The following is a 24,615-nucleotide window of genomic DNA, read 5'->3' on the forward strand; positions in this document are numbered from 1 at the left end:
TCAGGCTGCCAGCCAGTCCTGACGCGGCAGGAAATCGGTGTAGAGACGCGCCTCGGCGCTGCCCGGCTGCTCGCCACGGCGATAGGCCCAGCTGGCCTGCGGCGGCATCGACAGCAGGATCGATTCGGTACGGCCGCCGGATTGCAGGCCGAAGTGCGTGCCGCGATCCCAGACCAGGTTGAACTCGACGTAGCGGCCACGACGGTAGAGCTGGAAGCTGCGCTCGCGCTCACCCCAGGCCTGGTCCTTGCGACGCTGCACGATCGGGAGATAGGCCGGCAGGAAACCGTCACCCACCGCCTGCAGCATGGCAAAGTTGCGCGCGTGATCGAACTCGGAGAAATCGTCAAAGAAGATGCCACCGATGCCGCGCTGCTCGTGGCGGTGCTTCAGGTAGAAATAGTCGTCACACCACTGCTTGAAGCGCGGGTACTTGTCATCGCCAAAGGGCTGCAGCACATCGTGGCAGGTCTGGTGGAAATGCACGCAGTCCTCGCGCACGCCATAGTACGGCGTCAGGTCCATGCCGCCACCAAACCAGCACACCGCGCTATCGCCGGCCGGCAGTGCCGCCAGCATGCGCACATTCATGTGCACGGTCGGCACGTACGGGTTGCGCGGGTGGAACACCAGCGACACCCCCATGGCCTCGAACGGGGCACCGGCCAGCTCCGGGCGGTGCTGCGTGGCCGAAGGCGGCAGCTGCGGGCCACGCACGTGCGACAGGCCGACACCGGCACGCTCGAACACTGCACCACCTTCGAGGATCATGGTGCGGCCACGCCCCTGCAGCAGCTCGCCTGGCGGCTTCTGCCACTCGTCCACGACAAAGCGCGCCTCGGGTTCATGGGCCGCCACGGCATCGGTGATGCGCTGTTGCAGGCCGGTCAGATAGCTCAGCACGGCCTGGGTCTCGGCCGGTGCAGTCAGGGAATCAGTCATGCAGGTATCCGGAAAATGCAGAAGGCTCAGGGCTTGTTCCCGTCGCGCGGGGCCTGGCGCTCAAACGGGCGCACCGGGGCAGCGTTATCGTGGCGGTAACCGGTACGGTCGGCATAATAGTGTGCCAGTCCGGCAAAGTCGGCCTCCATGTCACCGCTGCAGCGCGCAAAATGCTGCACGCCGACTTCCTTCTTGCCGAAATCGATATAGGCCAGACCGAGCGGGCAATCCGAGGCGCGCCAGAGATGGTAGAAGCCGGTACGCCAGCCATTGGTCTTGCTGCGCGTGCCCTCGGGGGCCACCACCAGCCAGAAGAAATCGGCCTGGCGCATTTGCGCCACGGTTTCTTCCACCACGCCGTGCGCAGCGCGGCGGTTGATGGCCACGCCACCCACGGCCCGGATCCAGTTGCCCAGCACCGGCACCTTGACCACGCTGTCCTTGATCCAGAAGCGGAACGGCACCCCGGCCGCCCACTTGTAGAGCAGCCCGACCGGGAAATCCCAGTTGGAAGTGTGCGGATAGACCACCAGCAGGCCACGCATCTCGGGCAAGCCGTTGAAAAAAGGCTTCCAGCCGAGCCAGCGCAGGATGCTGCGGGCCAGCCTGCTGCCCTTGCCGGGATAGATCGGCTGGGCCGGCATCGGATAGACCTGCAGCCCCTGCATGCGTGCGTCTGCCGTTGCGGACGGCTCCAGCGCCTGCCCGGTCATGCCTGGGACGATGCCGGAGTCACGGCACGGAAACCGATGTCGGTACGGAACTGCATCTGCGGCAGCTGCACTTCCTGCATGGCGGCATAGGCCTTGGCCTGCGCCTGGCGCACACTGTCGGCCAGCGCCGTCACGCACAGCACGCGGCCACCGCTGCTGACCAGCGTTCCGTCTTCCTGCAGGCGGGTGCCGGCATGGAAGACCTTGAGCTCTTCCTCGATGTCCTTGGGCAACTGGGTGATGGCTTCACCGGTACGCGGGCTCATCGGGTAGCCGGGAGCGGCCACCACCACGCCCAGCGCGACACGACGGTCCCACTGCGGCTCGACATCCATCAGGCGCTTGCCCGTGCCACTGGCCGGCTCGGTCGCCGCCATCAGCAGTTCGACCAGATCCGACTTGAGGCGCATCAGGATCGGCTGGGTTTCCGGATCGCCCATGCGGCAGTTGAACTCCAGCGTCTTGAGCTTGCCCTCGGAATCGACCATCAGGCCGGCGTAGAGGAAGCCGGTGTAGGGAATGCCGTCCTTGGCCATGCCGCGCAGCGTCGGCAGGATCACCTCGCGCATGGCGCGTGCGTGCACGTCGGCGGTGACGATCGGGGCCGGGGAATAGGCCCCCATGCCGCCGGTATTGGGGCCCTGGTCGTTGTCCTGCAGGCGCTTGTGGTCCTGGCTGGTGGCCAGTGCCACCACTTCCAGGCCGTCACACACCACCATGAAGCTGGCTTCCTCGCCCTGCAGGAATTCCTCGATCACGACGCGGGCGCCGCCCTCGTTGTGCTGCACGCCCAGGGTGTTGTCCACCAGCATGAAATCGATGGCATCGTGCGCTTCCTGCAGCGTCATCGCCACGACCACGCCCTTGCCGGCGGCCAGGCCATCGGCCTTGATCACGATGGGCGCGCCCAGCTTGTCCACATAGGCGTGCGCTGCGGCGGCATCGGTGAAGGTGTCGAAAGCGGCCGTGGGAATGCCGTGGCGCTGCATGAAGCTCTTGCTGAAGGCCTTGGAGCTTTCCAGCTGCGCAGCAGCCTGCGTGGGGCCGAAGATGCGCAGGCCGGCGGCACGGAACTTGTCCACCACACCACCTGCCAGCGGCGCCTCGGGGCCCACCACGGTCAGATCGATCCGGTTGTCCAGCGCCCACTGGCACAGCGTGTCCAGATCCATGGGCGGCAGGTTTTCCAGCTTGTTTTCATGGGCCGTGCCACCGTTGCCGGGAGCCACGTAGACCTTGCTGACACGCTCGGACTGGGCCAGTTTCCAGGCCAGCGCATGTTCGCGGCCACCGCCGCCAATCACCAGTACTTGCATCGTTTACTCTCCCAGATCCAGTTCTGCGTTGTGGTAGACGTTCTGCACGTCATCCTGATCCTCGAGCATGTCGAGCAATTTTTGCATCTTGACGGCTTCTTCGCCACTGAGCGCGATGCTGTTTTCGGCGCGCATGGTGACTTCCGCCACCTCGGGAACCAGACCGGCAGCCTCGAGCGCGTTCCTGACCGCCTCGAAATCGGCGGGCGATGTCAGCACCTCGATGGCACCGTCGTCATCGGTGATGACGTCTTCGGCGCCGGCATCGAGCGCCACTTCCATGACCTGGTCTTCGTTGGTACCGGGCGCAAAGAACAGCTGGCCGCAGTGCTTGAACTGGAACACCACCGAACCTTCGGTGCCCAGATTGCCACCGTTCTTGCTCAGGATGTGGCGCACTTCGGCCACGGTGCGCACGCGGTTGTCGGTCATGGTGTCCACCATGATGGCGGCCCCGCCGATGCCGTAGCCCTCGTAGCGGATTTCCTCGTACTGCACGCCTTCGAGGTTGCCGGTGGCCTTGTCGATATTGCGCTTGATGTTGTCGGCCGGCATGTTGGCGGCCTTGGCCTTGTCCACCGCCAGACGCAGGCGCGGGTTGGCGTTCAGGTCGCCGCCGCCCTGACGCGCCGCGACAATGATTTCACGGATCAGTCGCGTCCAGATGCGGCCGCGCTTTTCGTCCTGACGACCTTTGCGATGCTGGATGTTGGCCCATTTGCTATGACCTGCCATGGTGGATAATCCTCGTATTCTTTCTGGGGGTTAGCCCTTGCTACAACACCCAGCATTCTACTTTTGATCCCGTTGTACGGAGTACCCATCATGGCCGAACCCCTGCTGATCGCCCAGAATTCGCACACCAGTTGCCAGTTGCTGCCCGGTCTGGCCAACCGCCACGGCCTGATTACCGGCGCCACCGGCACCGGCAAGACCGTCACGCTGCAAAAATTGGCCGAGTCCTTCTCGGACATCGGCGTGCCGGTTTTCATGACCGATATCAAGGGCGACCTGACCGGCATCAGCCAGCAGGGCAACATCGGCGCCAGTATGGCCAGCGTGCTGCAGGAGCGCGGCGTTGCGCTGCCCACGCCCGTGGCCTGCCCGACCACGCTGTGGGACGTGTTCGGAGAACAGGGCCATCCGGTGCGCACCACCATCAGCGACATGGGTCCGCTGCTGCTGTCGCGCATGCTGGACCTGAACGACACGCAAAGCGGCGTGCTGAACCTGGTGTTCAAGATCGCCGATGACAACGGCCTGCTGCTGCTGGACCTGAAGGACCTGCGCGCCATGCTGCAGCATGTGGGCGAAAACGCCAAGCAGTTCACCACCGAATACGGCAATATCAGCAGCGCCAGCGTGGGCGCCATCCAGCGCGGCCTGCTGCAGCTGGAAACCCAGGGCGCCGACCAGTTCTTTGGCGAACCCATGCTGAACATCGCCGACCTGATGCAGACCGTGGGCGGCAAGGGCGTCATCAACATCCTGGCCTCCGACCGGCTGCTGCACGCGCCGCGTCTGTATGGCAGCTTCCTGCTCTGGCTGCTGTCCGAGCTGTTCGAGCAGCTGCCCGAAATCGGCGACCCGGAAAAACCGAAGCTGGTCTTCTTCTTCGACGAGGCACACCTGCTGTTTGACGATGCCCCCAAGGTGTTGCTGGAACGCATCGAACTGGTGGTGCGCCTGGTGCGCTCCAAGGGCGTGGGCGTCTATTTCGTCACGCAGAACCCGATCGATGTGCCCGATACCGTGCTGGCCCAGCTGGGCAATCGCGTGCAACATGCGCTGCGCGCCTTCACCCCGCGTGACCAGAAGGCCGTCAAGGCCACGGCAGAGACCATGCGCAGCAACCCGGACATCAACATCGTCGAAGCGATTACCGAACTCGGCACCGGCGAGGCGCTGGTCAGTTTCCTGGACGAAAAAGGCCGGCCCGGTATCACGCAACGCGTGTTCGTCGTGCCGCCGGGCAGCCAGATCGGTCCGATCACGCCGCAGCAGCGCCAGGCGCTGATGGCCCACTCGCTGGTCGCCGGCAACTACGACAAAACCATCGATCGCGAATCGGCCTACGAGATGCTGCAGCAGCGTGCCAGCCCGGTCGCGGGCGGCAAGCCCGCTGCTGCTGGCAAGGACGCTGCCGCCGCCGACGGCATGCTGGGTGGCATGGGCACCATGGTCAAGGAAGCGCTGTTCGGCCGTACCGGCCCGCGTGGCGGCCAGTACGATGGCCTGGTGCAGTCGATGGCCAAGTCGGCGGTGCGCAGCGCCGGCCGTGAAATCATCCGTGGCGTGCTCGGAGGCATCCTTGGCCGCCGCCGTTAATCCGCAGGAACACCACCATGTCCGAAGTTCACCACATCATTCACCCGCTGATTCAGCACAAGCTCACGCTGATGCGCAACAGGCAGGCCAGCACCAGCTCCTTCCGCCGCCTGCTGAACGAGCTGAGCGCGCTGATGGCCTACGAAATCACGCGCGACATGCCGATGCAGGAAGTCGAGGTCGAAACGCCGCTGGAAACCACCACCGGCCAGATCATTGACGGCAAGAAGCTGGCGCTGGTCAGCATCCTGCGCGCCGGCAACGGCCTGCTGGACGGCATGCTGAGCATCGTGCCGGGCGCACGCGTCGGCCATATCGGCCTGTACCGCGACCCGAAGACGCTGCAGGCCGTGGAATACTATTTCAAGATGCCCAGCCACATGGAAGAGCGCGACGTCATCGTGGTCGATCCGATGCTGGCCACCGGCAACTCGGCGGTTGCCGCCCTCGACAAGATCCGTGCCCTGAACCCGCGCAGCATCAAGTTCATGTGCCTGCTGACCTGCCCGGAAGGCATTGCCACACTGCACAAGGCGCACCCGGACGTGCCGATCTTTACCGCGGCCATTGACCGTGGCCTGAACGAGAAGGGCTATATCGTGCCGGGATTGGGAGATGCGGGAGACCGCATCTTCGGCACGCTCTGACGCCTGCCGGCAACAGCCAGCAAAAAGGCCAGCCCCTTGCGGGACTGGCCTTGTCACAGGTGAAGGGTCAGGAGACTCAGTTCGCCTCGGCCGGCTCTGCCTTGCCCGCCTTGGGTTCCTTCTTCAGCAGCGGCTGGATGTCCAGCACGATGCCGTTGTTCTCTTCCTGCTTCTCGTCGTAGTCCACCGTCAGGCGACCGCCTTCGGTCAGGCGTCCGAACAGCAGCTCGTCGGCCAGCGCCTTGCGGATGGTGTCCTGAATCAGGCGCTGCATCGGGCGGGCACCCATCAGCGGATCAAAGCCCTTCTTGGCGAGGTGCTTGCGCAGCACATCGGTGAAGGTGGCCTCGACCTTCTTCTCCATCAGCTGCTGTTCCAGTTGCAACAGGAACTTGTCCACCACGCGCAGGATGACCTGCTCGTCCAGCGGCTTGAAGCTGACGATGCCGTCCAGGCGGTTGCGGAACTCGGGCGTGAACAGGCGCTTGATATCGGCCATTTCATCCCCGCTTTCGCGCTTGGTGGTAAAGCCGATGGTGCTCTTGTTCATGGTCTCGGCTCCGGCGTTGGTGGTCATGACGATCACCACGTTGCGGAAGTCGGCCTTGCGTCCGTTGTTGTCGGTCAGCGTGCCGTGGTCCATCACCTGCAGCAACACGTTGAAGATGTCCGGGTGCGCCTTCTCGATCTCGTCCAGCAGCAGCACGCAGTGCGGCTTCTTGCTGATCTGCTCGGTCAGCAGGCCCCCCTGGTCAAAGCCGACATAGCCCGGCGGCGCACCGATCAGGCGGCTCACCGCATGGCGCTCCATGTATTCGGACATGTCGAAACGCACCAGGTCCACGCCCATGATGTAGGCCAGCTGCCTGGCGGCTTCGGTCTTGCCGACACCGGTGGGGCCGCTGAACAGGAAGGCGCCAATCGGCTTGTCCTGCTTGCCCAGGCCGGAGCGCGCCATCTTGACGCTGGAAGCCAGCACCTCCAGTGCCTTGTCCTGGCCGAACACCACGCTCTTCAGGTCACGCTCCAGCGTGGCCAGCTTGCTGCGGTCGTCGCTGCTGACACTGGCCGGCGGAATGCGTGCGATCTTGGCCACAATGTCCTCGATCTCGTTCTTGCCGATGGTTTTCTTGCGCTTGCTGGCAACCAGCACGCGCTGGGCGGCACCGGCTTCATCGATCACGTCGATCGCCTTGTCAGGCAGCTGGCGGTCGTTGATGTACTTGGCCGACAGCTCGGCCGCAGCCTGCAGCGCCGCCTGCGCGTACTTGACGTTGTGGTGCTCCTCGAACCGGGACTTCAGGCCCTTGAGGATATCCACCGTCTGTTCCACCGTCGGCTCCACCACTTCCACTTTCTGGAAGCGGCGTGACAGGGCGGCATCCTTCTCGAAGATGCCACGGTACTCGGTAAAGGTCGTCGCGCCAATGCACTTGAGTTGGCCGCTGGACAACGCCGGCTTGAGCAGGTTGGACGCATCCATGGTGCCACCGGAAGCGGCACCGGCACCGATCAGGGTGTGGATCTCGTCGATGAACAGGATCGCGTCCGGCTTGTCCTTGAGCGCCTTGAGCACGCCCTTGAGGCGCTGCTCGAAATCACCGCGGTACTTGGTACCGGCCAGCAGCGCGCCCATGTCGAGTGCGTAGACTTCGCCCGTGGCCAGCACCTCGGGCACCGTGCCCTGGGTAATGCGCCAGGCCAGGCCTTCGGCGATGGCCGTCTTGCCGACACCGGCCTCGCCGACCAGCAGCGGGTTGTTCTTGCGGCGGCGGCACAAAATCTGGATCACGCGCTCGACTTCAAAGTCGCGGCCGATCAGCGGATCGATCTTGCCTTCCCTGGCCGCCTGGTTCAGGTTGTTGGTGAACTGGTCCAGCGGCGAGCCTTTCTCGCCACGCTCGCTGGAAACCTGTTCCTCGCCAGCGCCTTCGCCCTGGCCGCCCTCCTCGGGCTTGTGCGGCTCTTCGGACTCACCGCTCTTGCGGATGCCGTGGGCAATGTAGTTGACCACATCCAGGCGCGTCACGCCCTGCTGGTGCAGGTAGTACACGGCATGGGAATCCTTTTCACCAAAGATGGCGACCAGCACATTGGCCCCGGTGACTTCCTTCTTGCCATTGCCGGTGCTCTGCACATGCATGATGGCGCGCTGGATGACACGCTGGAAGCCCAGCGTCGGCTGGGTATCGACCTCATCGGTGCCCGGCAGTTGCGGGCTGTGGTCCTGGATAAAGTTGGCGAGCGACGTGCGCAGGTCGTCCACGTTGGCGGCGCAGGCGTGCAGCACTTCGGAGGCACTGGGGTTGTCCAGCAGCGCCAGCAGCAGATGTTCCACGGTGAGAAATTCATGCCGCTGTTGCCGGGCCTCGACAAACGCCATGTGCAGTGTCACTTCAAGTTCTTGAGCGATCATTTCGGGTTCCTTTCACACAGCATTCGGAAGCCCCATGTTAACCGGAATCTCCCATGCTGCCTTGGGCAGAACATGGGGCTTACCAGCAGTTATTCAACCGGTTCGCTCACACATTGCAACGGGTGTCCGGAGGAGCGCGCTGCCTCCATCACCTGCTCGACCTTGGTCTGGGCAATATCCCGCGTATAGACACCGCAGATGCCACGCCCTTCCATGTGCACCTTCAGCATGATGCTGGTAGCCGTCTCGCGATCCTTGTTGAAGAACTCCTGCAGCACCAGCACGACGAACTCCATCGGCGTGAAGTCGTCATTGAGCAGCACCACCTGGTGCATGGCAGGCGGTTTGGTCGGCTGCAGGCGTGGACGCGTGGCCACGACGGCATCGCCCTGGCGCTGCGGGTTGACGGGAGGCTGATGGGGTTGCTTGGGAGTCTTGCTGGCCATAATAGGAGGATTGTCGCCGAATCGCCGCCGACTTGCAGCAGCACGCACGCAGATGCCCTCACGCGCATGGCGTTGCCGGCCCGGCACACGGCCGCAGTTGCGCAGAGCGCACATTGGCAAAACAACCCATTGACACGCCTGGTTTTCCATTCGTAACATGCCGTTGCAAATATGGTATTCACTGCAACACAAGCAGCAATACAAGAACAGGATCCCGCACACGGAGACGACGTTATGGCAACAGGCACAGTCAAATGGTTCAGTGATGCCAAGGGCTACGGTTTTATCGAACCGGATGGTGAAGCCGGCAAGGATATTTTTGCCCACTTCTCCGCCATCCAGATGGATGGCTTCCGCACCCTGCGCATGGGGTCGCGCGTCAGCTACGAGCTACATGATGGGCCCAAGGGACTGCATGCACAGCAGATTGCCCCCCTGAACGGCACAGACAATCCCTGGGCCGCGTCCGAGCCGACAGCCTCCGCGCCGTCCACGGTACTGGATCCTGTGGACAGTCCTGCGCCGATCCGCGAATCCGGAGACCAAGCACCGGATACGCTGCAGTTCTGAAGCCCGGACGGTCATCCAGGCGAAGCCCGCATGAAAAAACCCTGGCACCGCAAGAGTGCCAGGGTCTGTACCATGCATGATCCGGCCAGGCCGGATCAGGAACCCGGTTGGGCTTACATGTTGTCGATCATCACCTGACCGAAACCGGAGCAGCTGACCTGGGTCGCACCTTCCATCAGGCGGGCGAAGTCATAGGTCACCTTCTTGCTCTTGATGGACTTGCCCATGCTGCTGATGATCAGGTCAGCGGCCTCGGTCCAGCCCATGTGGCGCAGCATCATTTCGGCAGACAGGATTTCGGAACCGGGGTTCACGTAGTCCTTGCCGGCGTACTTGGGAGCGGTACCGTGGGTAGCTTCGAACATGGCCACGCTGTCGGACAGGTTAGCACCCGGAGCGATACCGATACCGCCGACCTGGGCTGCCAGGGCGTCGGACACATAGTCACCGTTCAGGTTCAGGGTGGCGATCACGCTGTACTCGGCCGGGCGCAGCAGGATCTGCTGCAGGAAAGCGTCAGCGATGCTATCCTTGATGACGATCTCGTTGCCGGTCTTGGGGTTCTTGATCTTCATCCACGGACCGCCGTCGATCAGCTCGCCGCCAAATTCGGTCTGGGCCAGCTCGTAGGACCAGTCACGGAAGCCACCTTCGGTGAACTTCATGATGTTGCCCTTGTGCACGATGGTCACGCTCGGCTTGTCGTTGTCGATGGCGTACTGGATGGCCTTGCGCACCAGACGCTGCGTGCCTTCCTTGGACACCGGCTTGACGCCGATACCGGAAGTTTCGGGGAAGCGGATCTTGGTGACGCCGAACTCTTCCTGCAGAATCTTGATCAGCTTCTTGGCCTTGTCGGACTGGGCCTCGAACTCGATGCCGGCGTAGATGTCTTCGCTGTTTTCACGGAAGATCACCATGTTGGTCTTCTGCGGCTCCTTGACCGGAGACGGCACGCCTTCGAAGTACTGGATCGGGCGCAGGCAGACGTACAGGTCCAGCTCTTGGCGCAGGGCCACGTTCAGAGAACGGATGCCACCGCCCACGGGGGTGGTCAGCGGGCCCTTGATGGACACCACGTAGTCCTTGATGGCGTGCAGGGTTTCTTCCGGCAGCCAGACGTCGGGGCCGTACACCTTGGTGGACTTTTCACCGGCGTAGACTTCCATCCAGTGGATCTTGCGCTTGCCGCCGTAGGCCTTGGCCACGGCCGCATCGACCACCTTCAGCATCACGGGCGTGATGTCGAAACCAGTACCGTCGCCCTCGATGTAGGGAATGATGGGCTGATCCGGCACGTTCAGGGACATGTCGGCGTTGACGGTGATTTTCTCGCCCTCGGTGGGCACCTTGATATGCTGGTAAGACATAGTCGCTCCGTATTGGTTATTCGCACTGTGAGACACATGCCGGTTGGGCGGGGCATGCGTCATGCCACGCCTCTTCGGTGTGTGGGTCCATTTTAAGGCCAAATATCACACATTGCGCCCTGCGGGGTTTCCATGGGAACTTCGGCGCTGCCTACAATTCCAAACTGGGTCATACCGAGAAATTTCCCCATGAAACTGTCTTCCCTGCTGTTGTCCTGCGCCCTGTTGCTGCCCCTGTCCCTGCCGGTGGCACAGGCCCAGAGCCCCTTTCTGGCCCAGCCCCAGCTGGACCTGCCGCGTGCCACCCTGCAGGCCGGTCGCCAGCAGATCAGCGTCCAGCTGGCGGAAACGCCGCTGCAGCGCCAGATCGGCCTGATGCACCGTCGCCAGATGCCTGGCAACGAGGGCATGCTGTTCGTGTTCGAGCAGCCCGGCGTGCAGTGCTTCTGGATGAAGAACACGCTGCTGCCGCTGACTGCCGCCTTTCTCGATGATGCCGGCCGCATCGTGAACCTGGCCGACATGCAGCCGCAGTCCGAGCAGCAGCACTGTTCGGCCAAACCGGTGCGCTATGTGCTGGAGATGAACCAGGGCTGGTTCCGCCAGCATGGCCTGCGCGCCGGCATGCGGCTGAAGCATCCGGTGTTTGATGCCGCACTGGCACCCGCCGGGCGCTGAGTACCAGCTGTCCTGACGCCACAAAAAACGGCCTGCCGGAGTATCCGGTCAGGCCGTTGTGCCGTGCCCAGCCCGCCTTGCGGCAGGCTGTAGCGCGCATCAGGCGAAGTTGGCTTCGGCGAACTTCCAGTTGGCCAGCTTGTTCAGGAAGGCTTCCACGAACTTGGGGCGGGCATTGCGGTAGTCGATGTAGTAGGCGTGCTCCCAGACGTCAACCGTCAGCAGGGCCTTGTCTTCGGTCGTCAGCGGCGTGCCGGCGGGGCCGGTGTTGACGATGTCCACGCTGCCGTCGGCCTTCTTCACCAGCCAGGTCCAGCCGGAACCGAAGTTGCCCACGGCGGACTTGGTGAAGGCTTCCTTGAAGGCATCGAAGCTGCCCCACTTGGCGTTGATGGCATCGGCCAGGGCACCGGACGGCTGGCCGCCGCCGTTGGGCGTCAGGCAGTTCCAGAAGAAGGTGTGGTTCCAGATCTGGGCCGCGTTGTTGTAAATGCCGCCGGAAGATTTCTTCACGATCTCTTCCAGATCCATGTTCTCGAACTCGGTGCCCTTCTGCAGGTTGTTCAGGTTGTCCACATAGGCCTTGTGGTGCTTGCCGTGGTGGTATTCCAGCGTTTCCTTGGAGTAGTCGGGCTCCAGGGCGTCAATGGCAAACGGCAGGGCGGGCAGTTGGTGTTCCATGCTAGTGTCCTTGTCAAATGTGGTGTGGGTATTCGCTGTCTCCTGCCGCGCAGACGGGGCAGGAGCCGGCCAGCCGGACTGGCGGCCGGGTACCGCTGTCAGCCGCAGCGCGGCTTCCTAGTGGTCCGGATCATTGTCGCACAAAGGCCGGATTCCATTCCCGGCACAAGGGATATGCGGAAATGGCCTAGTCGGCAGCGGCCGGGCGCAGTGCGACCTGGCCGTCGTGCACGGTGGCACGGATGCGATCGGCCTGCTGCAGCTGCTGCACGCTGGACAGCACCTGGCCCGCCTCATCCTGCAACAGGGCGTAGCCGCGCTGCAGCACCAGCGCCGGGTCCAGCAGGCGCAAGGCCTGATCGGCACGGGCCAGCCGCATGGCAGATTGCTGCAGGGCCTGCTGCGCCTCCTGCTGCAGCCCTTGCTGCAAGCCCTGCAGCTGCCGGGCCGCATCGCGCAGATCCTGCTCCACCTGCAGCTGCAGGCGCTGTTGCAGGGCTTGCAGCCGGGCCGACTGCTCACCCACGGTGCCCTGGCGGTGAACCGCCAGGTGCAGGCGCTGCTGCAATTGCTGCAGCCGGCTCTGGCGCTGTTCCTGACCGCGCTGGCGCTGCTGCTGCAGGCGCAGGCCGAGGGCCTGCAGGTGCAGTTGCTGCGCATGCACGCGCTGGCCGCTGCGCGCCAGCCCCCAGCCGAGGCGATCCAGCCGCTGCGCTGCGCCATCGAGCTGGCGCTGGAGCAGTTGCTGCAGGCGCTGCTGGCGTGCCAGCGCGAGCTGCCAGGCATCCTCGGCCGGCAGCGCCGCCAGTTCGGCGGCAGCCGTCGGCGTGGGCGCGCGCAGGTCGGCGCAGAAATCGGCAATCGTGACATCGGTTTCATGGCCGATGCCGCTGATCAGCGGCACCGGGCTCTGCACGATGGTGTGCGCCAGCCGCTCGTCATTGAAGGCCCAGAGGTCTTCCAGCGAGCCGCCACCGCGCACCAGCAGAATGGTGTCGATCGGCGGTGCCTGCGTGGCCTCGCCGGCCTGCTGACGGCGCACGATGGCGTAGAGCGATTCCAGCGCGTCGACCAGTGTGGCCGGGGCGGCAGCGCCCTGCACCAGCGCCGGCACCAGTACCACCGGCACCTGCGGCGCACGCCGTTGCAGCGCCGTGGCCACGTCCCGCAGCGCGGCGGCACCCGACGACGTCACCAGACCGATACCGCGCGGAAACGCCGTGGGCGTGCGCTTGCGCGCCGGGTCGAACAGGCCCTGCGCCTCCAGCGCGGCCTTGCGCCGCAGGAAGTCCTCGTAGAGCGCGCCCTGGCCGGCACGCTGCATGCGTTCGACGATCAGTTGCAGATCACCACGGCCCTCGTAGACCGAGAGGCGCGCCTGCACCTCGACCAGCTCGCCGTCACGCGGCATCCAGCCCAGCTGGCTGGCAGCGCGCCGGAACAGCGCACAGCGCAGCTGGCCGGTGCTGTCCTTGAGGCTGAAATAGCAGTGGCCGCTGGCGGCACGGCTGAAGCCGCTGAGTTCGCCGCGCACCGTCACGTAGCCAAAGCGCGCCTCCAGCGTATCGGCCACGGCACGGCACAGCGCACCGACCTGCCAGACACGCTGGCGCGAGGCTTCAGCGCGCTCCATGACGCCCCCGCTGCCAGAGGTAGTCCACAGTGTTGCCTGCTGTCACAGCGCCTGAACATCCGCCCGCAAGTGCCAATGAGTTCGTCATAACTTGTTGATTTTCATGAAAATTAAACCTGCTGAAAATGTAGTCAACCTGTCACAAACACGATGGATCGCGGGTTTGGAGCATTTGTTGATGCACTATCCACAAAGTTATCCACAGCTTGCGTGGACAATTCCACAACCCCCGCAGCCTGGCTGCAAATGAAGCGTTTAGCCGGCAATGCTTCAGTGCTACACCCGTCCGCCATGCACAGATCGCTACAACCACGGATCATACCGATGCGCTTGCCGGCAGCCTGGCAGGTGATAATAGGCGTTGACCTGATTTCTGCTGTTGTACGCCTGCCCTCTCCCTGACCATGTGGCCTGATTCCGCCTTTCTGCACCGCACCCTGCCCCGCATCTGGCAGCAACGCGGTCTGGCCTCCACGCTGCTGCGCCCGCTGTCGGCGCTGTACGGCCTGGTCTGGCGCTGGCAGCGCGGGCGCGCCGTGCGCCGCAACCGCACGCGGCTGCCGGTACCGGTGCTGGTGATTGGCAACGTGGTGGCCGGCGGGGCCGGCAAGACCCCCACCACCATCGCCACGGTGCAGCATTTCCAGTCGCTCGGCATTCCGCTGGGGGTGATTTCACGCGGCTATGGCCGCAGTGCCTCGGCGCCGGACTGCGTCTGCATCACGCCCGATATCGATGCCGCCATTGGCGGTGACGAACCGGTGCTGATCCATCTGCGCACCGGCGTACCAGTCGTCGTCAGCGCCGATCGCACGCACGCGGCGCAACAGCTGCTCAAGCTCTACCCGCAGACCCGGCTGATCCTGTGCGATGACGGCCTGCAGCACCATGCGCTGCTGCGTGACGGCGAGATTTGCGTGCTGGACGAGCGCGGTATCGGCAACGGCCTGCTGCTGCCGGCCGGCCCGCTGCGCGAGCCCTGGCCGCGCCCGGTCGATATCGTGCTGCTGACCGGCCAGCCGGAACCGCCGCTGGTCATGCCGCCGGGGCAGGCGGCCTACCATGCCAGCCGCACGCTGCATGACCATGCCATGCGTGCCGACGGCCGCCAGCATGCGCTGGCCGAGTGGGTGCGCCTGCAGCAGCCGGTGATTGCGCTGGCCGGTATCGCCCAGCCGGAACGTTTTTTCAACATGCTGGAAAAGCTGGGCCTGACCCTGGCCGAACGCCATGCCCTGCCCGACCACGCCAACCACGACACACTGGCCGGTCTGGCACGCGAGCTGCTGTCGCGCCGCCTGCCGGTGCTGTGCACCGAAAAAGACGCCGTCAAGCTGTGGGACATGCTGCCGCAGGCCTGGGCGGTACCGCTGGTGCTGACGCCCGAACGCGCCTACTTTGCCGCGCTGTCGGCCTGGTGGCTGCATCAGGCACGCTTCAACGGCCATCCGGCCGCCATGCACCCGGCGCAATCCGCCGATGGCAACGCGCCGCCAGCTGCCTGAGACGGCAGCCGTACAATGGCTGCATTCCCACCCAGAAGAGAAACCCATGGATCCCAAAATGCTGGAACTGCTGGTCTGTCCCGTGACCAAAGGCCCCCTCACCTACCAGGCCGACACGCAAGAGCTGGTATCGCTCAGCGCGCGCCTGGCCTACCCGGTGCGTGACGGCATTCCGGTGCTGCTCGAAAACGAGGCGCGCCCCCTGACCGACGACGAGATCGACGCCGGCCGCAAGCCGCAGCCCGGCACGGCGGCATGAGCGTGCTGCCCTTCACCATCCTGATTCCGGCGCGCATGCAGAGCACGCGCCTGCCGGGCAAGCCGCTGGCCGATATTGCCGGCCTGCCGATGGTGGTGCGCGTGGCCCGGCGCGTGCAGGGCATCAGCGATCAGGTGCAAGTGGTGGTGGCTGCCGACGACCCGCGTGTGCTGCAGGCCTGCGAGGCGCATGGCGTGCAGGCCTTGCTGACGCGCGATGACCACCCGTCCGGCAGCGACCGTCTGGCCGAGGCCGTGACGCTGCTGGCGCTGCCCGACGACGCCATCGTCGTCAACGTGCAGGGCGATGAACCGCTGATCGATCCGGCCCTGCCCGCCGCGATTGCCGCACTGCTGGCGGCCTCGCCGCAGGCCAGCATGTCCACCGCCGCGCACCCGATCACGGACTGGGCCGACATGCGCAATCCGAATGTGGTGAAGGTGGTATGCGATGCCCGGCAGCTGGCGCTGTATTTCAGCCGCGCACCGATTCCCTGGTGGCGCGACGGCTATGCCGATGCCGATCCCGACACGCCGGCAGCCCTGTCCGCCGAGCCGCAGCCGCTGCGCCATATCGGCATCTACGCCTATCGCGCCGGTTTTCTGCGCCAGTTCCCGGCGCTGCCGCAGGCCCCGATCGAGACCTGCGAATCGCTGGAACAGCTGCGCGCCCTGTGGCATGGCCACCGCATTGCCGTGCACATCACGCCCGATGCGCCCGGTACCGGCGTGGACACACCGGAAGACCTGGAGCGCGTGCGCGCCCTGCTGGCAGGCTGACAGCGCGGCCCGCGGCAGCTCAGCGCTCGTCGCGCGCGCCCATGGCCATGCCCATTCCCATGCCGCCCCCGCCGGCAGCCCCTGCGCCACCTCCACCACCGCCGCCTCCGCCCGGACCAGCAGCTCCGCCACGGGCTGCCGCGCCGGCACGACCAGCACCGCCCGGGCCGCTGCCCGGACGCACCGGCCCTTGATCCGGCACCTGCACATCTGCCGGAATATCTTCCAGATAGAGCGCCGAACGGATGAAGGTGCGCAGCGAATGCACCAGCGGAGCCAGCAGCACCGGTCGGCCGGCCACCATGTCCTGTGCCGCGCTGGCGGCCAGCCGCACCTGTTCTTCCGTGCCCAGCAGGATGATGTCGGACAGCGCCGCTTCGACCGCATCGCGCGTGCGGCGACGGCGTTCGGCAATCGCGTCCGGTAGCGGCCCCCAGGCGTAGGCGTCCGGCTCCTCGTCCGGCACCAGGGCGCCGACATCCTCCGCCTGTCGCCGGGCCAGATCGCGCTTGTGACGTGGATCGACGGTCAGATCGCCGGTGAAGGAGCCTCCCAGCGTCTTGTAGGCGGTAATCAGGGTGCGCAGCCGTTCGTTGATCTGGCGGTTCTCGCGCTCGCGCTTGCGCTGGATGGTCTGCATGAACACCAGGCGGATGCCCACCATCAGCAACGTCATCACCAGCAAGCCGATGATGGTGCCCAGAAAGCCCTGCCAGGAGCTGAAGTCGAGGATGCTGCGCATGCCGGATTCCCGTAACCAGAACAGAAAAAGGCGACCGGAAACCGGTCGCCCCCGTGTGCAGGCATCATGCCATGCACGCGACTGTCAGGCTGTCAGACCAGGCCGCAGCCTGCGCCTGACACGGCCGCTCAGGTGCGTTCGCCGACCCAGCCCGCCACGCTCTCCAGCGCGGCCTGCAGGCCGGCCGGGTTGGTGCCACCGGCCATGGCCATGTCGGGCTTGCCGCCGCCCTTGCCGCCCACCTGGCTGGCGACAAAGTTGACCAGCTCGCCGGCCTTGACCTTGCCGATGCTGTCCTTGGTCACGCCGGCTGCCAGCTGCACCTTGTCGCCATCGACCGTGGCCAGCACGATGGCGGCCGTCTTCAGCTTGTCCTTCAGCTTGTCCATGGTCTCGCGCAGGGTCTTGGCATCGGCACCGTCCAGGCGTGCAGCCAGCACACGCATGCCGTTGACCTCGACTGCAGCGTTGACCAGCTCGTCGCCCTGGCTGGATGCCAGCTTGCCCTTGAGCGCCGCGATTTCCTTTTCGAGCGTCTTGACCTGCTCCTGCACCTGGCTGATGCGGCCGAGCAGCTCGGCTGGCGGCGTCTTGAGCGCGCCAGCGGCCTGATCGACGGTCTTTTCCAGATCCTGCAGATAGGCCAGCGCGTTCTGGCCGGTCACCGCCTCGACCCGGCGCACGCCGGAAGCAACGCCGCCCTCGGCGACGATCTTGAACAGGCCGATATCACCGGTGCGGTGCACATGCGTGCCGCCGCACAGCTCGGTGGAGCTGCCGATATCGAGCACGCGCACCACATCGCCGTACTTCTCGCCAAACAGCATCATGGCCCCGGTTTCGCGGGCAGCGTCCATGTCCATCAGGCGGGCCTGGGTATCGGTATTGGTCAGGATCTCGCTGTTGACCATGGCCTCGATGGCGGCGATCTGCTGCTCGGTCAGCGGCGCGTTGTGGGCAAAGTCGAAACGGGTGCGCTCGGCATTGACCAGCGAGCCCTTTTGCTGCACATGGCTGCCCAGTACTTCACGCAGCGCCTTGTGCATGATGTGGGTCACGCTGTGGTTGCGCATGGTGGCCTCGCGCAGTGCCGGGTTGACCGCGGCCAGCACCTGGTCGCCCACCTGCAGCACACCCTCACCCACCACGCCGTGGTGGCCGTGCACATCGGCCTTGATCCTGAGCGTATCCTCGACGCGGAAGCCGCCACGGAAATCCGGCTGGCCATCGGCACCCATGGTGACAATGCCGCCCTGGTCGCCCACCTGGCCACCGCTTTCGGCATAGAACGGGGTCACATCCAGCACCACCACGCCGGCCTGGCCTTCGGTCAGTTGCTGCACCGGTTCGCCATCGGCGTACAGCGCCAGAATCCGGGCCTGGCCCTTCAACGTGTCATAGCCGGTAAAGGTGTTGGCCGGGCCCTGGTAGTCCAGCAGCTTGTCCATCTTGAACTTGCCGGCGGCACGGGCCGTGTTCTTCTGCGCTTCCATCGCCTCGTTGAAGCCGGCCTCGTCCACCGTCACGCCGCGCTCACGGCAGACGTCCTGCGTCAGGTCCAGCGGGAAGCCGTAGGTATCGTGCAGCTTGAAGGCGACATGGCCGGGCAGTTCGCGGCGGCCGGCAATCAGGGCGTCGTCCAGAATCTCCATGCCCTTGTCCAGCGTCTCGAAGAAGCGCTCTTCCTCGGTGCGCAGGGCATCGGTGATGAGTTGCTGCTGTTCGCGCAGGCGCGGGTAGGCATCGCCCATCAGCTCCACCAGTACCGGCACCAGCTTGTGGAAGAACGGGGCCTTCTGGCCCAGCTTGTAGCCGTGGCGGATGGCGCGGCGGATGATGCGGCGCTGCACGTAGCTGCGGCCTTCATTGCCGGGCAGCACGCCATCGCTGACCAGAAAGGCCGTGGCGCGGATGTGGTCGGCAATCACCTTGAGCGAGGGATTGGCCAGATCGGCGCAGCCGGTTTCGCGGGCTGCGGCGCGGATCAGGGCCTCGAACAGATCGATCTCGTAGTTGCTGTGCACATGCTGCATGATGGCGGCAATGCGCTCCAGACCCATGCCGGTATCCACACAGGGCGCCGGCAGCGGCGTCAGGCTGCCGTCTTCGTGCATCTCGAACTGCATGAACACGTGGTTCCAGATTTCGATGAAACGGTCGCCATCTTCATCGGGACTGCCCGGAGGGCCGCCGGGGATGTGGTCGCCGTGGTCGTAGAAGATTTCGGAGCAGGGACCGCAGGGGCCGGTGTCGGCCATCATCCAGAAGTTGTCGGACTTGTACTTGCCACCCTTGTTGTCGCCGATACGGATGATGCGCTCGGCCGGCAGACCGATGATGTTCTTCCAGATATCGTAGGCCTCGTCGTCCTCGTGGTAGACGGTGGCCAGCAGGCGCTCGGCCGGCAGGCCGTAGACTTGGGTCAGCAGTTCCCAGCCCCACTGGATGCTTTCCTTCTTGAAATAGTCGCCAAACGACCAGTTGCCCAGCATCTCGAAGAAGGTGTGGTGGCGCGCGGTATAGCCGACGTTTTCCAGGTCATTGTGCTTGCCGCCGGCGCGCAGGCAGGCCTGCACGCTGGTCGCGCGCACGTAGGAGCGCTTGTCGGTCCCCAGGAACACGTCCTTGAACTGCACCATGCCGGAGTTGGTGAACATCAGCGTCGGGTCATTGGCCGGCACCAGCGGGCTGGACGGCACCACGGTGTGGCCCTTGCTGGCAAAAAAATCGAGAAAGCTCTTGCGGATCTCCGCAACCGTCATTTTCTGGGGGGAAGTCATGCTTGCGTGCCGCCCGGCAGGGGCAGCTGGTAAAGGTGAAAAAATCGCTGTCCAGATTATAGGTGTCGATGCATTCTGTTGCATCCCGCGCGGGCAGGCCTATAATGCAGCCACGCACAGGTGTCCTGCGGCTGCAATGCCCCAGGATGAAACGGGAAACTGGTACGGCCAAGGCCAAATCCAGTGCTGCCCCCGCAACGGTATGTCAGCCAAACCTGCCGCAACACGCCACTGGTCCTTGAACCGGGAAGGTGCTGCAGGCCGTCACACGACACTGACAAGCCCGGAGACCGGCCTGCGCAATCCAGGTTTGTCAGCGTTGCGGTGGGCGATGCGGGCGGCAGTGCACACGCGCGTCCCCGCGTCCATCGTGCCTACTCCCCCTCCTCCCCTCCCGACTGCGACAGACAGTCTGCCAGCCCGCTGGCAACTCTCGTCAAGGCGATGCATCAGGAGGAAACCATGCACATCGAACCCGGCATTCTTGCCGCCACCAAGCTCTCTTTTGCCACCATTGCCGCCAGCGGCATGCTGCTGGCCTACGCCCCGCGCCTGCTGAAGCAGCCCGCGCTGCTGCTGCGCACCCTGCTGGCAGCCACCTTCTTCTCGCTGTTCATGCAGTTGTTCCACATGCCGGTGGGAGCATCCGAGCTGCACTTTGTCGGGGCCATGCCAATCTACCTGCTGCTGGGCTTTGTACCGACGCTGTTCGGCTTTGCCCTGGGCCTGCTGCTGCAGGGCCTGCTGTTCGATCCGCAGGATCTGGTGCATCTGGCCGTGAACGCGCTGTCGCTGATGGTGCCGCTGGCCGTGGTGCATTACGGCATCGGCAAGCGCATCGGCCGCCAGTTCAGCGTGGCCAATATCGTCAAGCTGGATGCGCTGTTCTATTCCGGCGTGACGCTGATGGTGGGCTTCTGGCTGGCACTGGGCCAGGAAGCCACGCCGCTGGCGCAGTGGGTGCAGTTTGCCGCCTCCTACATGGCGCTGGTGCTGCTGGAGCCGCTGGTCACACTGGCCGTGCTGCGTCTGGCCAGCCTGTTGGGTGACCGCCGCTGGGCACGGCTGTGCCTGGACGAACGCGTGACCGCCGCCCCGGCCGCCGCCTGACTCCCTGATGACCCCATCCTGCCGGCCTGCTGACCCAGGCCGGGCCGCGGCATGCCCTGTTCACGGATATTTCCCATGCATACCCCCTCTTCCCCGGGCCAGGTCTGGTTTGTCGGTGCCGGCCCCGGCGACCCGGAACTGCTCACGCTCAAGGGCCGCGACCTGATCGCCCGCGCCGGAGCCATCCTCTACGCCGGCTCGCTGGTCAGCGAAGCCGCCATGCGCTGGGCCCCGCCCGGTTGCACCATTGCCGACAGCAAGCACATGACGCTGGAACAGATCTGCGCCTGGCTGATCGCCCAGGCGCAGCAGCACGCCACCGTGGTGCGGCTGCAGACCGGCGACCCGTCACTCTACGGCACGCTGATCGAGATGGTGCAGCCGCTGGATGCCGCCGGCATCCCGGTGGCGGTGGTACCGGGCGTGACCTCGGCCATGGCCAGCGCGGCGGCGGCGGTGGAAAGCTTCACCCTGCCCGAAGTCACGCAAACCGTGATCCTGACCCGCATTGCCGGCCGCACGCCGATGCCCGAGGGCGAAAGCCTGCGCGAGCTGGCAGCCCACCGCTGCACGCTGTGCATCTACCTGTCGATCACGCTGCTGCACCAGCTGCAGTCCGAGTTGCGCGCCGCCGGCTGGCCGGAAGACGCGCCGATGCTGGTGGTGCACAAGGCCAGCTGGCCGGGCGAGGAAAAAATCCTGCGCGGCACGCTGGCCACCATCAAGGAGATCTGCCGCGAGGCCGGTGTCGTCAGCCAGAGCATGATCATCGCCAGCCCGACACTGGGCGCGCGCCACTGGCCGGAACTGGCCAGATCCAGGCTGTACGACGCCGGCTTTACCCACCGTTTTCGCCGCGCCAGTGCGCCGGCTCCTGCTTCTCCGGAGACCCCGACATGACAACCACCCTGCTGCTGGTCGGCCACGGCTCGCGCGATGCCGATGGCAATGCCGAGATCGAACAATTCGTGCAACTGTGGCAGGCACGCCAGCCCGGCTGGCAGATCGAGCTGTGCTTTATCGAATTTGCCGAGGTGCTGCTGGACAGCGGGCTGGACTGTGCGGCCCGGCTAGCCCAGGCCGGCAACGGCAAGCTGCTGGTACTGCCGCTGATTCTCAACGCCGCCGGCCATGTCAAGGGCGATATTCCCTGGGCGGTTGAACAGGCACGCTTGCGTCATCCGCAGGTGCAGTTCGATATCGCGCCCCACCTGGGTGCCGGCGAGCCGGCGCTGGCGATGCTGCAACGCCAGCTGCGCCAGTGCCTGCAACGGCTGGATGTGCCGGATCCGCGCAGCACCGGCGTGATCCTGCTCGGCCGCGGCTCCAGCGACCGCCAGGCGAACGGCGAAGTGGCCAAGCTGGCGCGCTGGCTGTGGGAGGAGGCCCAGCACGAACTGGTGGATATCGCCTTTACCGGCATCACCCACCCGCGCCTGGAGCGCGTGGTGCAGCGCCAGGTGCTGCTGGGCATGACACAAATCGTGATCCTGCCCTACTACCTGTACACCGGCACGCTGGTCAAGCGCATCCAGCGCCAGCTGCAGCACCTGCGCCAGCAGTACCCGCAGATCCGCTTTGCGCTCGGGCACTACCTGGGCTTTGAACCGGAGGTGTTTGCGCTGCTGGAACAGCGCGTGGAACGCTGGCAGCGCGGTGCGCCCCATGCCACGGTGCGCCATGACGTCAGCGGCCATGTGCCGCACCACCATCACGCGCACGACCATGACCATGCGCACGAGCACCACGACCACGACCATCACCACCACACGCATGCGCCCGCCCATGCCGAAGCCGCGCACTGAACCATGAGTACCGTCAACACCATCACCGAACAGCTGACGCGCGCCGGCCAGGCGATCGAGCACGACAGCTTTGCCATCATCGACCAGGAAGTCGGCCCGCATGCCTATGCGCCGGAACAGTGGCCGGTCGTGCGGCGCATGATCCACGCCAACGCCGACTTCGATTTCAACGGCCTGACACGGTTTCATGCCGATGCGGTACACGCCGGCCTGCAGGCCATGCTGCGCGGCGGCACGCCGATCGTGGCCGATGTGGAAATGATCTGCGTCGGCCTGTCCAAACCGCGGCTGGCGCATTTCGGCATGACGACGCACCATTTCATCAGCGATGCCGACGTGATCGCCCAGGCGCGCGCCGAGGACACGACGCGCGCGGTGCAGGCGATGCGCAAGGCGCAGCAGCGCGGCCTGCTGGACGGCGCGATTGTCGCCATCGGCAATGCGCCGACGGCGCTGATCGAGCTGGTGCGGCTGATCCGCGAGGACGGCGTGCGTCCGGCGCTGGTGATCGGCATGCCGGTCGGCTTTGTCAGCGCCGCCGAAAGCAAGGCGCTGATGGCCGAAGTGGACTGTGTACCCTGGATCGTGATCGATGGCCGCAAGGGCGGATCGACGCTGGTGGTGGCCGCGTTGCATGCCCTGCTGGCATTGGCCGAAGCGCAACAGAAGCAGGGCTGAACCATGGCCATGGCCGACAAACCCGCCAGGGGCACCCGCACCGGCTTTACCACCGGGGCCTGCTCGGCTGCCGCGGCACGCGCCTGCGCCATGGGCCTGCTCGACGGCCAGGTGCCGGGCCAGGTCACCAGCCTGCTGCCGAATGGCGATCGCGTGCGCTTTGCCGTGGGTGACGGCCGGGTGACGGGACAGGGACTGGAGCGATCGGCACACGCCTGGGTCGAGAAGTTTGCCGGTGACGATCCGGACTGCACCGACCAGGCGCACCTGACGGTAGACCTGCGCATCCTGCCCGGCTGTGCCGGCGAAGTGCGTTTTCATGCCGGCGAGGGGGTCGGCACCGTCACCATGCCCGGCCTGGGCCTGGACGTGGGCGGCCCGGCGATCAATCCGGTGCCGCGCCAGAACATCGCCGACAACCTGCGCGAAGTGGCCGCGCCGCTGCTGGCGGAGCACGGGCTGGACGTGACGATCAGCGTGCCGGATGGCGAGCAGATGGCGAAAAAGACCACCAATGCGCGACTCGGCATCCTCGGCGGCATCAGCATTCTGGGCACGACCGGCATCGTGAAGCCCTACTCCACCAGCGCCTGGCGTGCCAGCGTGGTGCAGGGCATCCAGGTGGCAGCCACGCTGGACCACGGCGTGGTGGCACTGACCACCGGCGGCCGCACCGAGAGCTTTGCCATGCAGACCTTGCGTCAGGATCAGCCGGATCTGCCGGCGGCCTGTTTTGTGCAGATGGGCGACTTCCTGCGCTATGCACTCGATGAAGTGGTGGCGCAAGGCATTCCGCTGGTGGTACTGGGCGTGATGGTCGGCAAGCTGACCAAGATCGCGCAGGGCGAAACCATCACCCACGCCAATCGCAATGTGGTCGATACCGATCTGGTGGCCGAGATTGGCCGCCGCATCGGTGCCAGCGCCGCCGATTGTGCCGCGATGGCGGCATCGCCCACAGCGCGCTTTGGGGCCGAACTGATGGTGGAACGTGGCCTGGGCGATGCCTTCCACACCGCACTGGCCCAGGCCGCGATTGACACGCTGACCGCGCCGGAACGCTACGGCAATGCCTTCCAGCTGCGTGTACTGGTCTGCGACTTTGCCGGCCAGCAGGTCGCCGACGTGCTGTCGCCGCCCGGCCAGCCGCGCCCGACGGCACGCGGCCGCACCGGCATCGGCCATACCCATTCGGCAGATTTCGATACGGAGTGAGC

At 65.2% G+C, this 24,615-nt stretch carries 23 protein-coding genes and 1 riboswitch; of the genes, 12 read left to right on the top strand and 11 right to left on the bottom strand.

The genetic code is table 11. The annotated features are described in order from the left end of the window. Genes hemF through C513_RS0107155 form a run of 4 tightly spaced genes read right to left on the bottom strand, consistent with a single transcriptional unit; the run spans position 1 to position 3,706 of the window. Entirely contained in the window at positions 1-942 is a 942-nt protein-coding gene (gene hemF / locus C513_RS0107140) for an oxygen-dependent coproporphyrinogen oxidase (protein WP_018715358.1), read from the bottom strand. A 26-nt stretch (positions 943-968) separates the two neighbouring features. Further along, the gene (locus C513_RS0107145) at positions 969-1,655 is read right to left on the bottom strand and encodes a 1-acyl-sn-glycerol-3-phosphate acyltransferase (RefSeq protein WP_083927376.1); all 687 of its coding nucleotides are present in this window, start codon (positions 1,653-1,655) and stop codon (positions 969-971) included. Further along, the gene (gene purD, locus C513_RS0107150; RefSeq protein ID WP_018715360.1) at positions 1,652-2,971 is read right to left on the bottom strand and encodes a phosphoribosylamine--glycine ligase; all 1,320 of its coding nucleotides are present in this window, start codon (positions 2,969-2,971) and stop codon (positions 1,652-1,654) included. The genes C513_RS0107145 and purD overlap by 4 nt, the downstream gene beginning before the upstream one ends. Positions 2,972-2,974: 3 nt before the next feature. Beyond that, positions 2,975-3,706, bottom strand: a complete 732-nt coding sequence (locus C513_RS0107155; protein WP_018715361.1) for a YebC/PmpR family DNA-binding transcriptional regulator — start codon at positions 3,704-3,706, stop codon at positions 2,975-2,977. A 90-nt stretch (positions 3,707-3,796) separates the two neighbouring features. Between C513_RS0107155 and C513_RS0107160 the strand changes: the two genes are divergently transcribed. After that, positions 3,797-5,299, top strand: coding sequence for a helicase HerA-like domain-containing protein (locus C513_RS0107160; RefSeq protein WP_018715362.1), 1,503 nt, complete (start codon positions 3,797-3,799; stop codon positions 5,297-5,299). A gap of 17 nt (positions 5,300-5,316) precedes the next feature. Further along, positions 5,317-5,946 (top strand): uracil phosphoribosyltransferase, encoded by a 630-nt coding sequence (gene upp, locus C513_RS0107165; protein ID WP_018715363.1) that lies wholly within the window; start codon positions 5,317-5,319, stop codon positions 5,944-5,946. A 76-nt stretch (positions 5,947-6,022) separates the two neighbouring features. On the opposite strand, the gene clpA is transcribed toward upp, so the two are convergent. After that, positions 6,023-8,362 (bottom strand): ATP-dependent Clp protease ATP-binding subunit ClpA, encoded by a 2,340-nt coding sequence (gene clpA / locus C513_RS0107170; protein WP_018715364.1) that lies wholly within the window; start codon positions 8,360-8,362, stop codon positions 6,023-6,025. A gap of 89 nt (positions 8,363-8,451) precedes the next feature. Continuing rightward, the gene (gene clpS, locus C513_RS0107175) at positions 8,452-8,808 is read right to left on the bottom strand and encodes an ATP-dependent Clp protease adapter ClpS (protein ID WP_018715365.1); all 357 of its coding nucleotides are present in this window, start codon (positions 8,806-8,808) and stop codon (positions 8,452-8,454) included. A gap of 171 nt (positions 8,809-8,979) precedes the next feature. Here clpS and C513_RS14680 point away from each other — a divergent pair, with 171 nt between their 5' ends. Then, complete coding sequence (locus C513_RS14680; RefSeq protein WP_281167664.1) at positions 8,980-9,378, top strand: cold-shock protein; 399 nt, start codon at positions 8,980-8,982, stop codon at positions 9,376-9,378. A 113-nt stretch (positions 9,379-9,491) separates the two neighbouring features. Here C513_RS14680 and icd read toward each other — a convergent pair whose 3' ends face one another. Then, positions 9,492-10,748: an NADP-dependent isocitrate dehydrogenase gene (gene icd, locus C513_RS0107185; RefSeq protein ID WP_018715367.1), complete on the bottom strand. Its 1,257-nt coding sequence runs from the start codon at positions 10,746-10,748 to the stop codon at positions 9,492-9,494. A 189-nt stretch (positions 10,749-10,937) separates the two neighbouring features. Here icd and C513_RS12950 point away from each other — a divergent pair, with 189 nt between their 5' ends. Beyond that, positions 10,938-11,426, top strand: coding sequence for a DUF192 domain-containing protein (locus tag C513_RS12950; RefSeq protein ID WP_018715368.1), 489 nt, complete (start codon positions 10,938-10,940; stop codon positions 11,424-11,426). Positions 11,427-11,525: 99 nt separating this feature from the next. On the opposite strand, the gene C513_RS0107195 is transcribed toward C513_RS12950, so the two are convergent. After that, positions 11,526-12,107 (bottom strand): superoxide dismutase, encoded by a 582-nt coding sequence (locus C513_RS0107195; protein ID WP_018715369.1) that lies wholly within the window; start codon positions 12,105-12,107, stop codon positions 11,526-11,528. A gap of 187 nt (positions 12,108-12,294) precedes the next feature. Then, positions 12,295-13,740, bottom strand: coding sequence for an exodeoxyribonuclease VII large subunit (xseA, locus tag C513_RS0107200; RefSeq protein ID WP_018715370.1), 1,446 nt, complete (start codon positions 13,738-13,740; stop codon positions 12,295-12,297). A gap of 404 nt (positions 13,741-14,144) precedes the next feature. Between xseA and lpxK the strand changes: the two genes are divergently transcribed. Genes lpxK through kdsB form a run of 3 tightly spaced genes read left to right on the top strand, consistent with a single transcriptional unit; the run spans position 14,145 to position 16,283 of the window. Next, positions 14,145-15,245, top strand: a complete 1,101-nt coding sequence (lpxK, locus tag C513_RS12955; RefSeq protein WP_018715371.1) for a tetraacyldisaccharide 4'-kinase — start codon at positions 14,145-14,147, stop codon at positions 15,243-15,245. A 46-nt stretch (positions 15,246-15,291) separates the two neighbouring features. Next, entirely contained in the window at positions 15,292-15,504 is a 213-nt protein-coding gene (locus C513_RS0107210) for a Trm112 family protein (protein ID WP_018715372.1), read from the top strand. Further along, a complete protein-coding gene (kdsB, locus tag C513_RS0107215) occupies positions 15,501-16,283 on the top strand; it encodes a 3-deoxy-manno-octulosonate cytidylyltransferase (RefSeq protein ID WP_018715373.1) in 783 nt (260 codons plus the stop codon). The genes C513_RS0107210 and kdsB overlap by 4 nt, the downstream gene beginning before the upstream one ends. 19 nt (positions 16,284-16,302) lie before the next feature. On the opposite strand, the gene C513_RS0107220 is transcribed toward kdsB, so the two are convergent. Together C513_RS0107220 and alaS are read right to left on the bottom strand one after the other, a co-directional pair. Beyond that, positions 16,303-17,025, bottom strand: a complete 723-nt coding sequence (locus C513_RS0107220) for a hypothetical protein (protein WP_018715374.1) — start codon at positions 17,023-17,025, stop codon at positions 16,303-16,305. Between the two features lie 128 nt (positions 17,026-17,153). Then, a complete protein-coding gene (gene alaS, locus C513_RS0107225; protein ID WP_026320651.1) occupies positions 17,154-19,805 on the bottom strand; it encodes an alanine--tRNA ligase in 2,652 nt (883 codons plus the stop codon). A gap of 101 nt (positions 19,806-19,906) precedes the next feature. Next, positions 19,907-20,118, top strand: a riboswitch (cobalamin riboswitch). Positions 20,119-20,267: 149 nt separating this feature from the next. On the opposite strand from alaS, the gene C513_RS0107230 reads away from it, so the two are divergent. The 5 genes from C513_RS0107230 (at position 20,268) to C513_RS0107250 (ending at position 24,613) form a co-directional block, all read left to right on the top strand. Continuing rightward, entirely contained in the window at positions 20,268-20,915 is a 648-nt protein-coding gene (locus tag C513_RS0107230; RefSeq protein ID WP_026320652.1) for an energy-coupling factor ABC transporter permease, read from the top strand. Positions 20,916-20,990: 75 nt separating this feature from the next. Beyond that, positions 20,991-21,815 (top strand): precorrin-4 C(11)-methyltransferase, encoded by an 825-nt coding sequence (cobM, locus tag C513_RS0107235; protein ID WP_018715377.1) that lies wholly within the window; start codon positions 20,991-20,993, stop codon positions 21,813-21,815. Continuing rightward, the gene (locus tag C513_RS0107240; protein WP_018715378.1) at positions 21,812-22,720 is read left to right on the top strand and encodes a sirohydrochlorin chelatase; all 909 of its coding nucleotides are present in this window, start codon (positions 21,812-21,814) and stop codon (positions 22,718-22,720) included. Before cobM ends, C513_RS0107240 begins: the two co-directional genes overlap by 4 nt. Before the next feature lie 3 nt (positions 22,721-22,723). After that, positions 22,724-23,398, top strand: a complete 675-nt coding sequence (locus tag C513_RS0107245) for a precorrin-8X methylmutase (protein ID WP_018715379.1) — start codon at positions 22,724-22,726, stop codon at positions 23,396-23,398. A gap of 3 nt (positions 23,399-23,401) precedes the next feature. Then, a complete protein-coding gene (locus C513_RS0107250; RefSeq protein WP_018715380.1) occupies positions 23,402-24,613 on the top strand; it encodes a cobalt-precorrin-5B (C(1))-methyltransferase in 1,212 nt (403 codons plus the stop codon). Positions 24,614-24,615: the final 2 nt, after the last annotated feature.

Source organism: Allobrachymonas chironomi DSM 19884, from assembly GCF_000374625.1.
Taxonomy (GTDB): domain Bacteria; phylum Pseudomonadota; class Gammaproteobacteria; order Burkholderiales; family Burkholderiaceae_C; genus Brachymonas; species Brachymonas chironomi.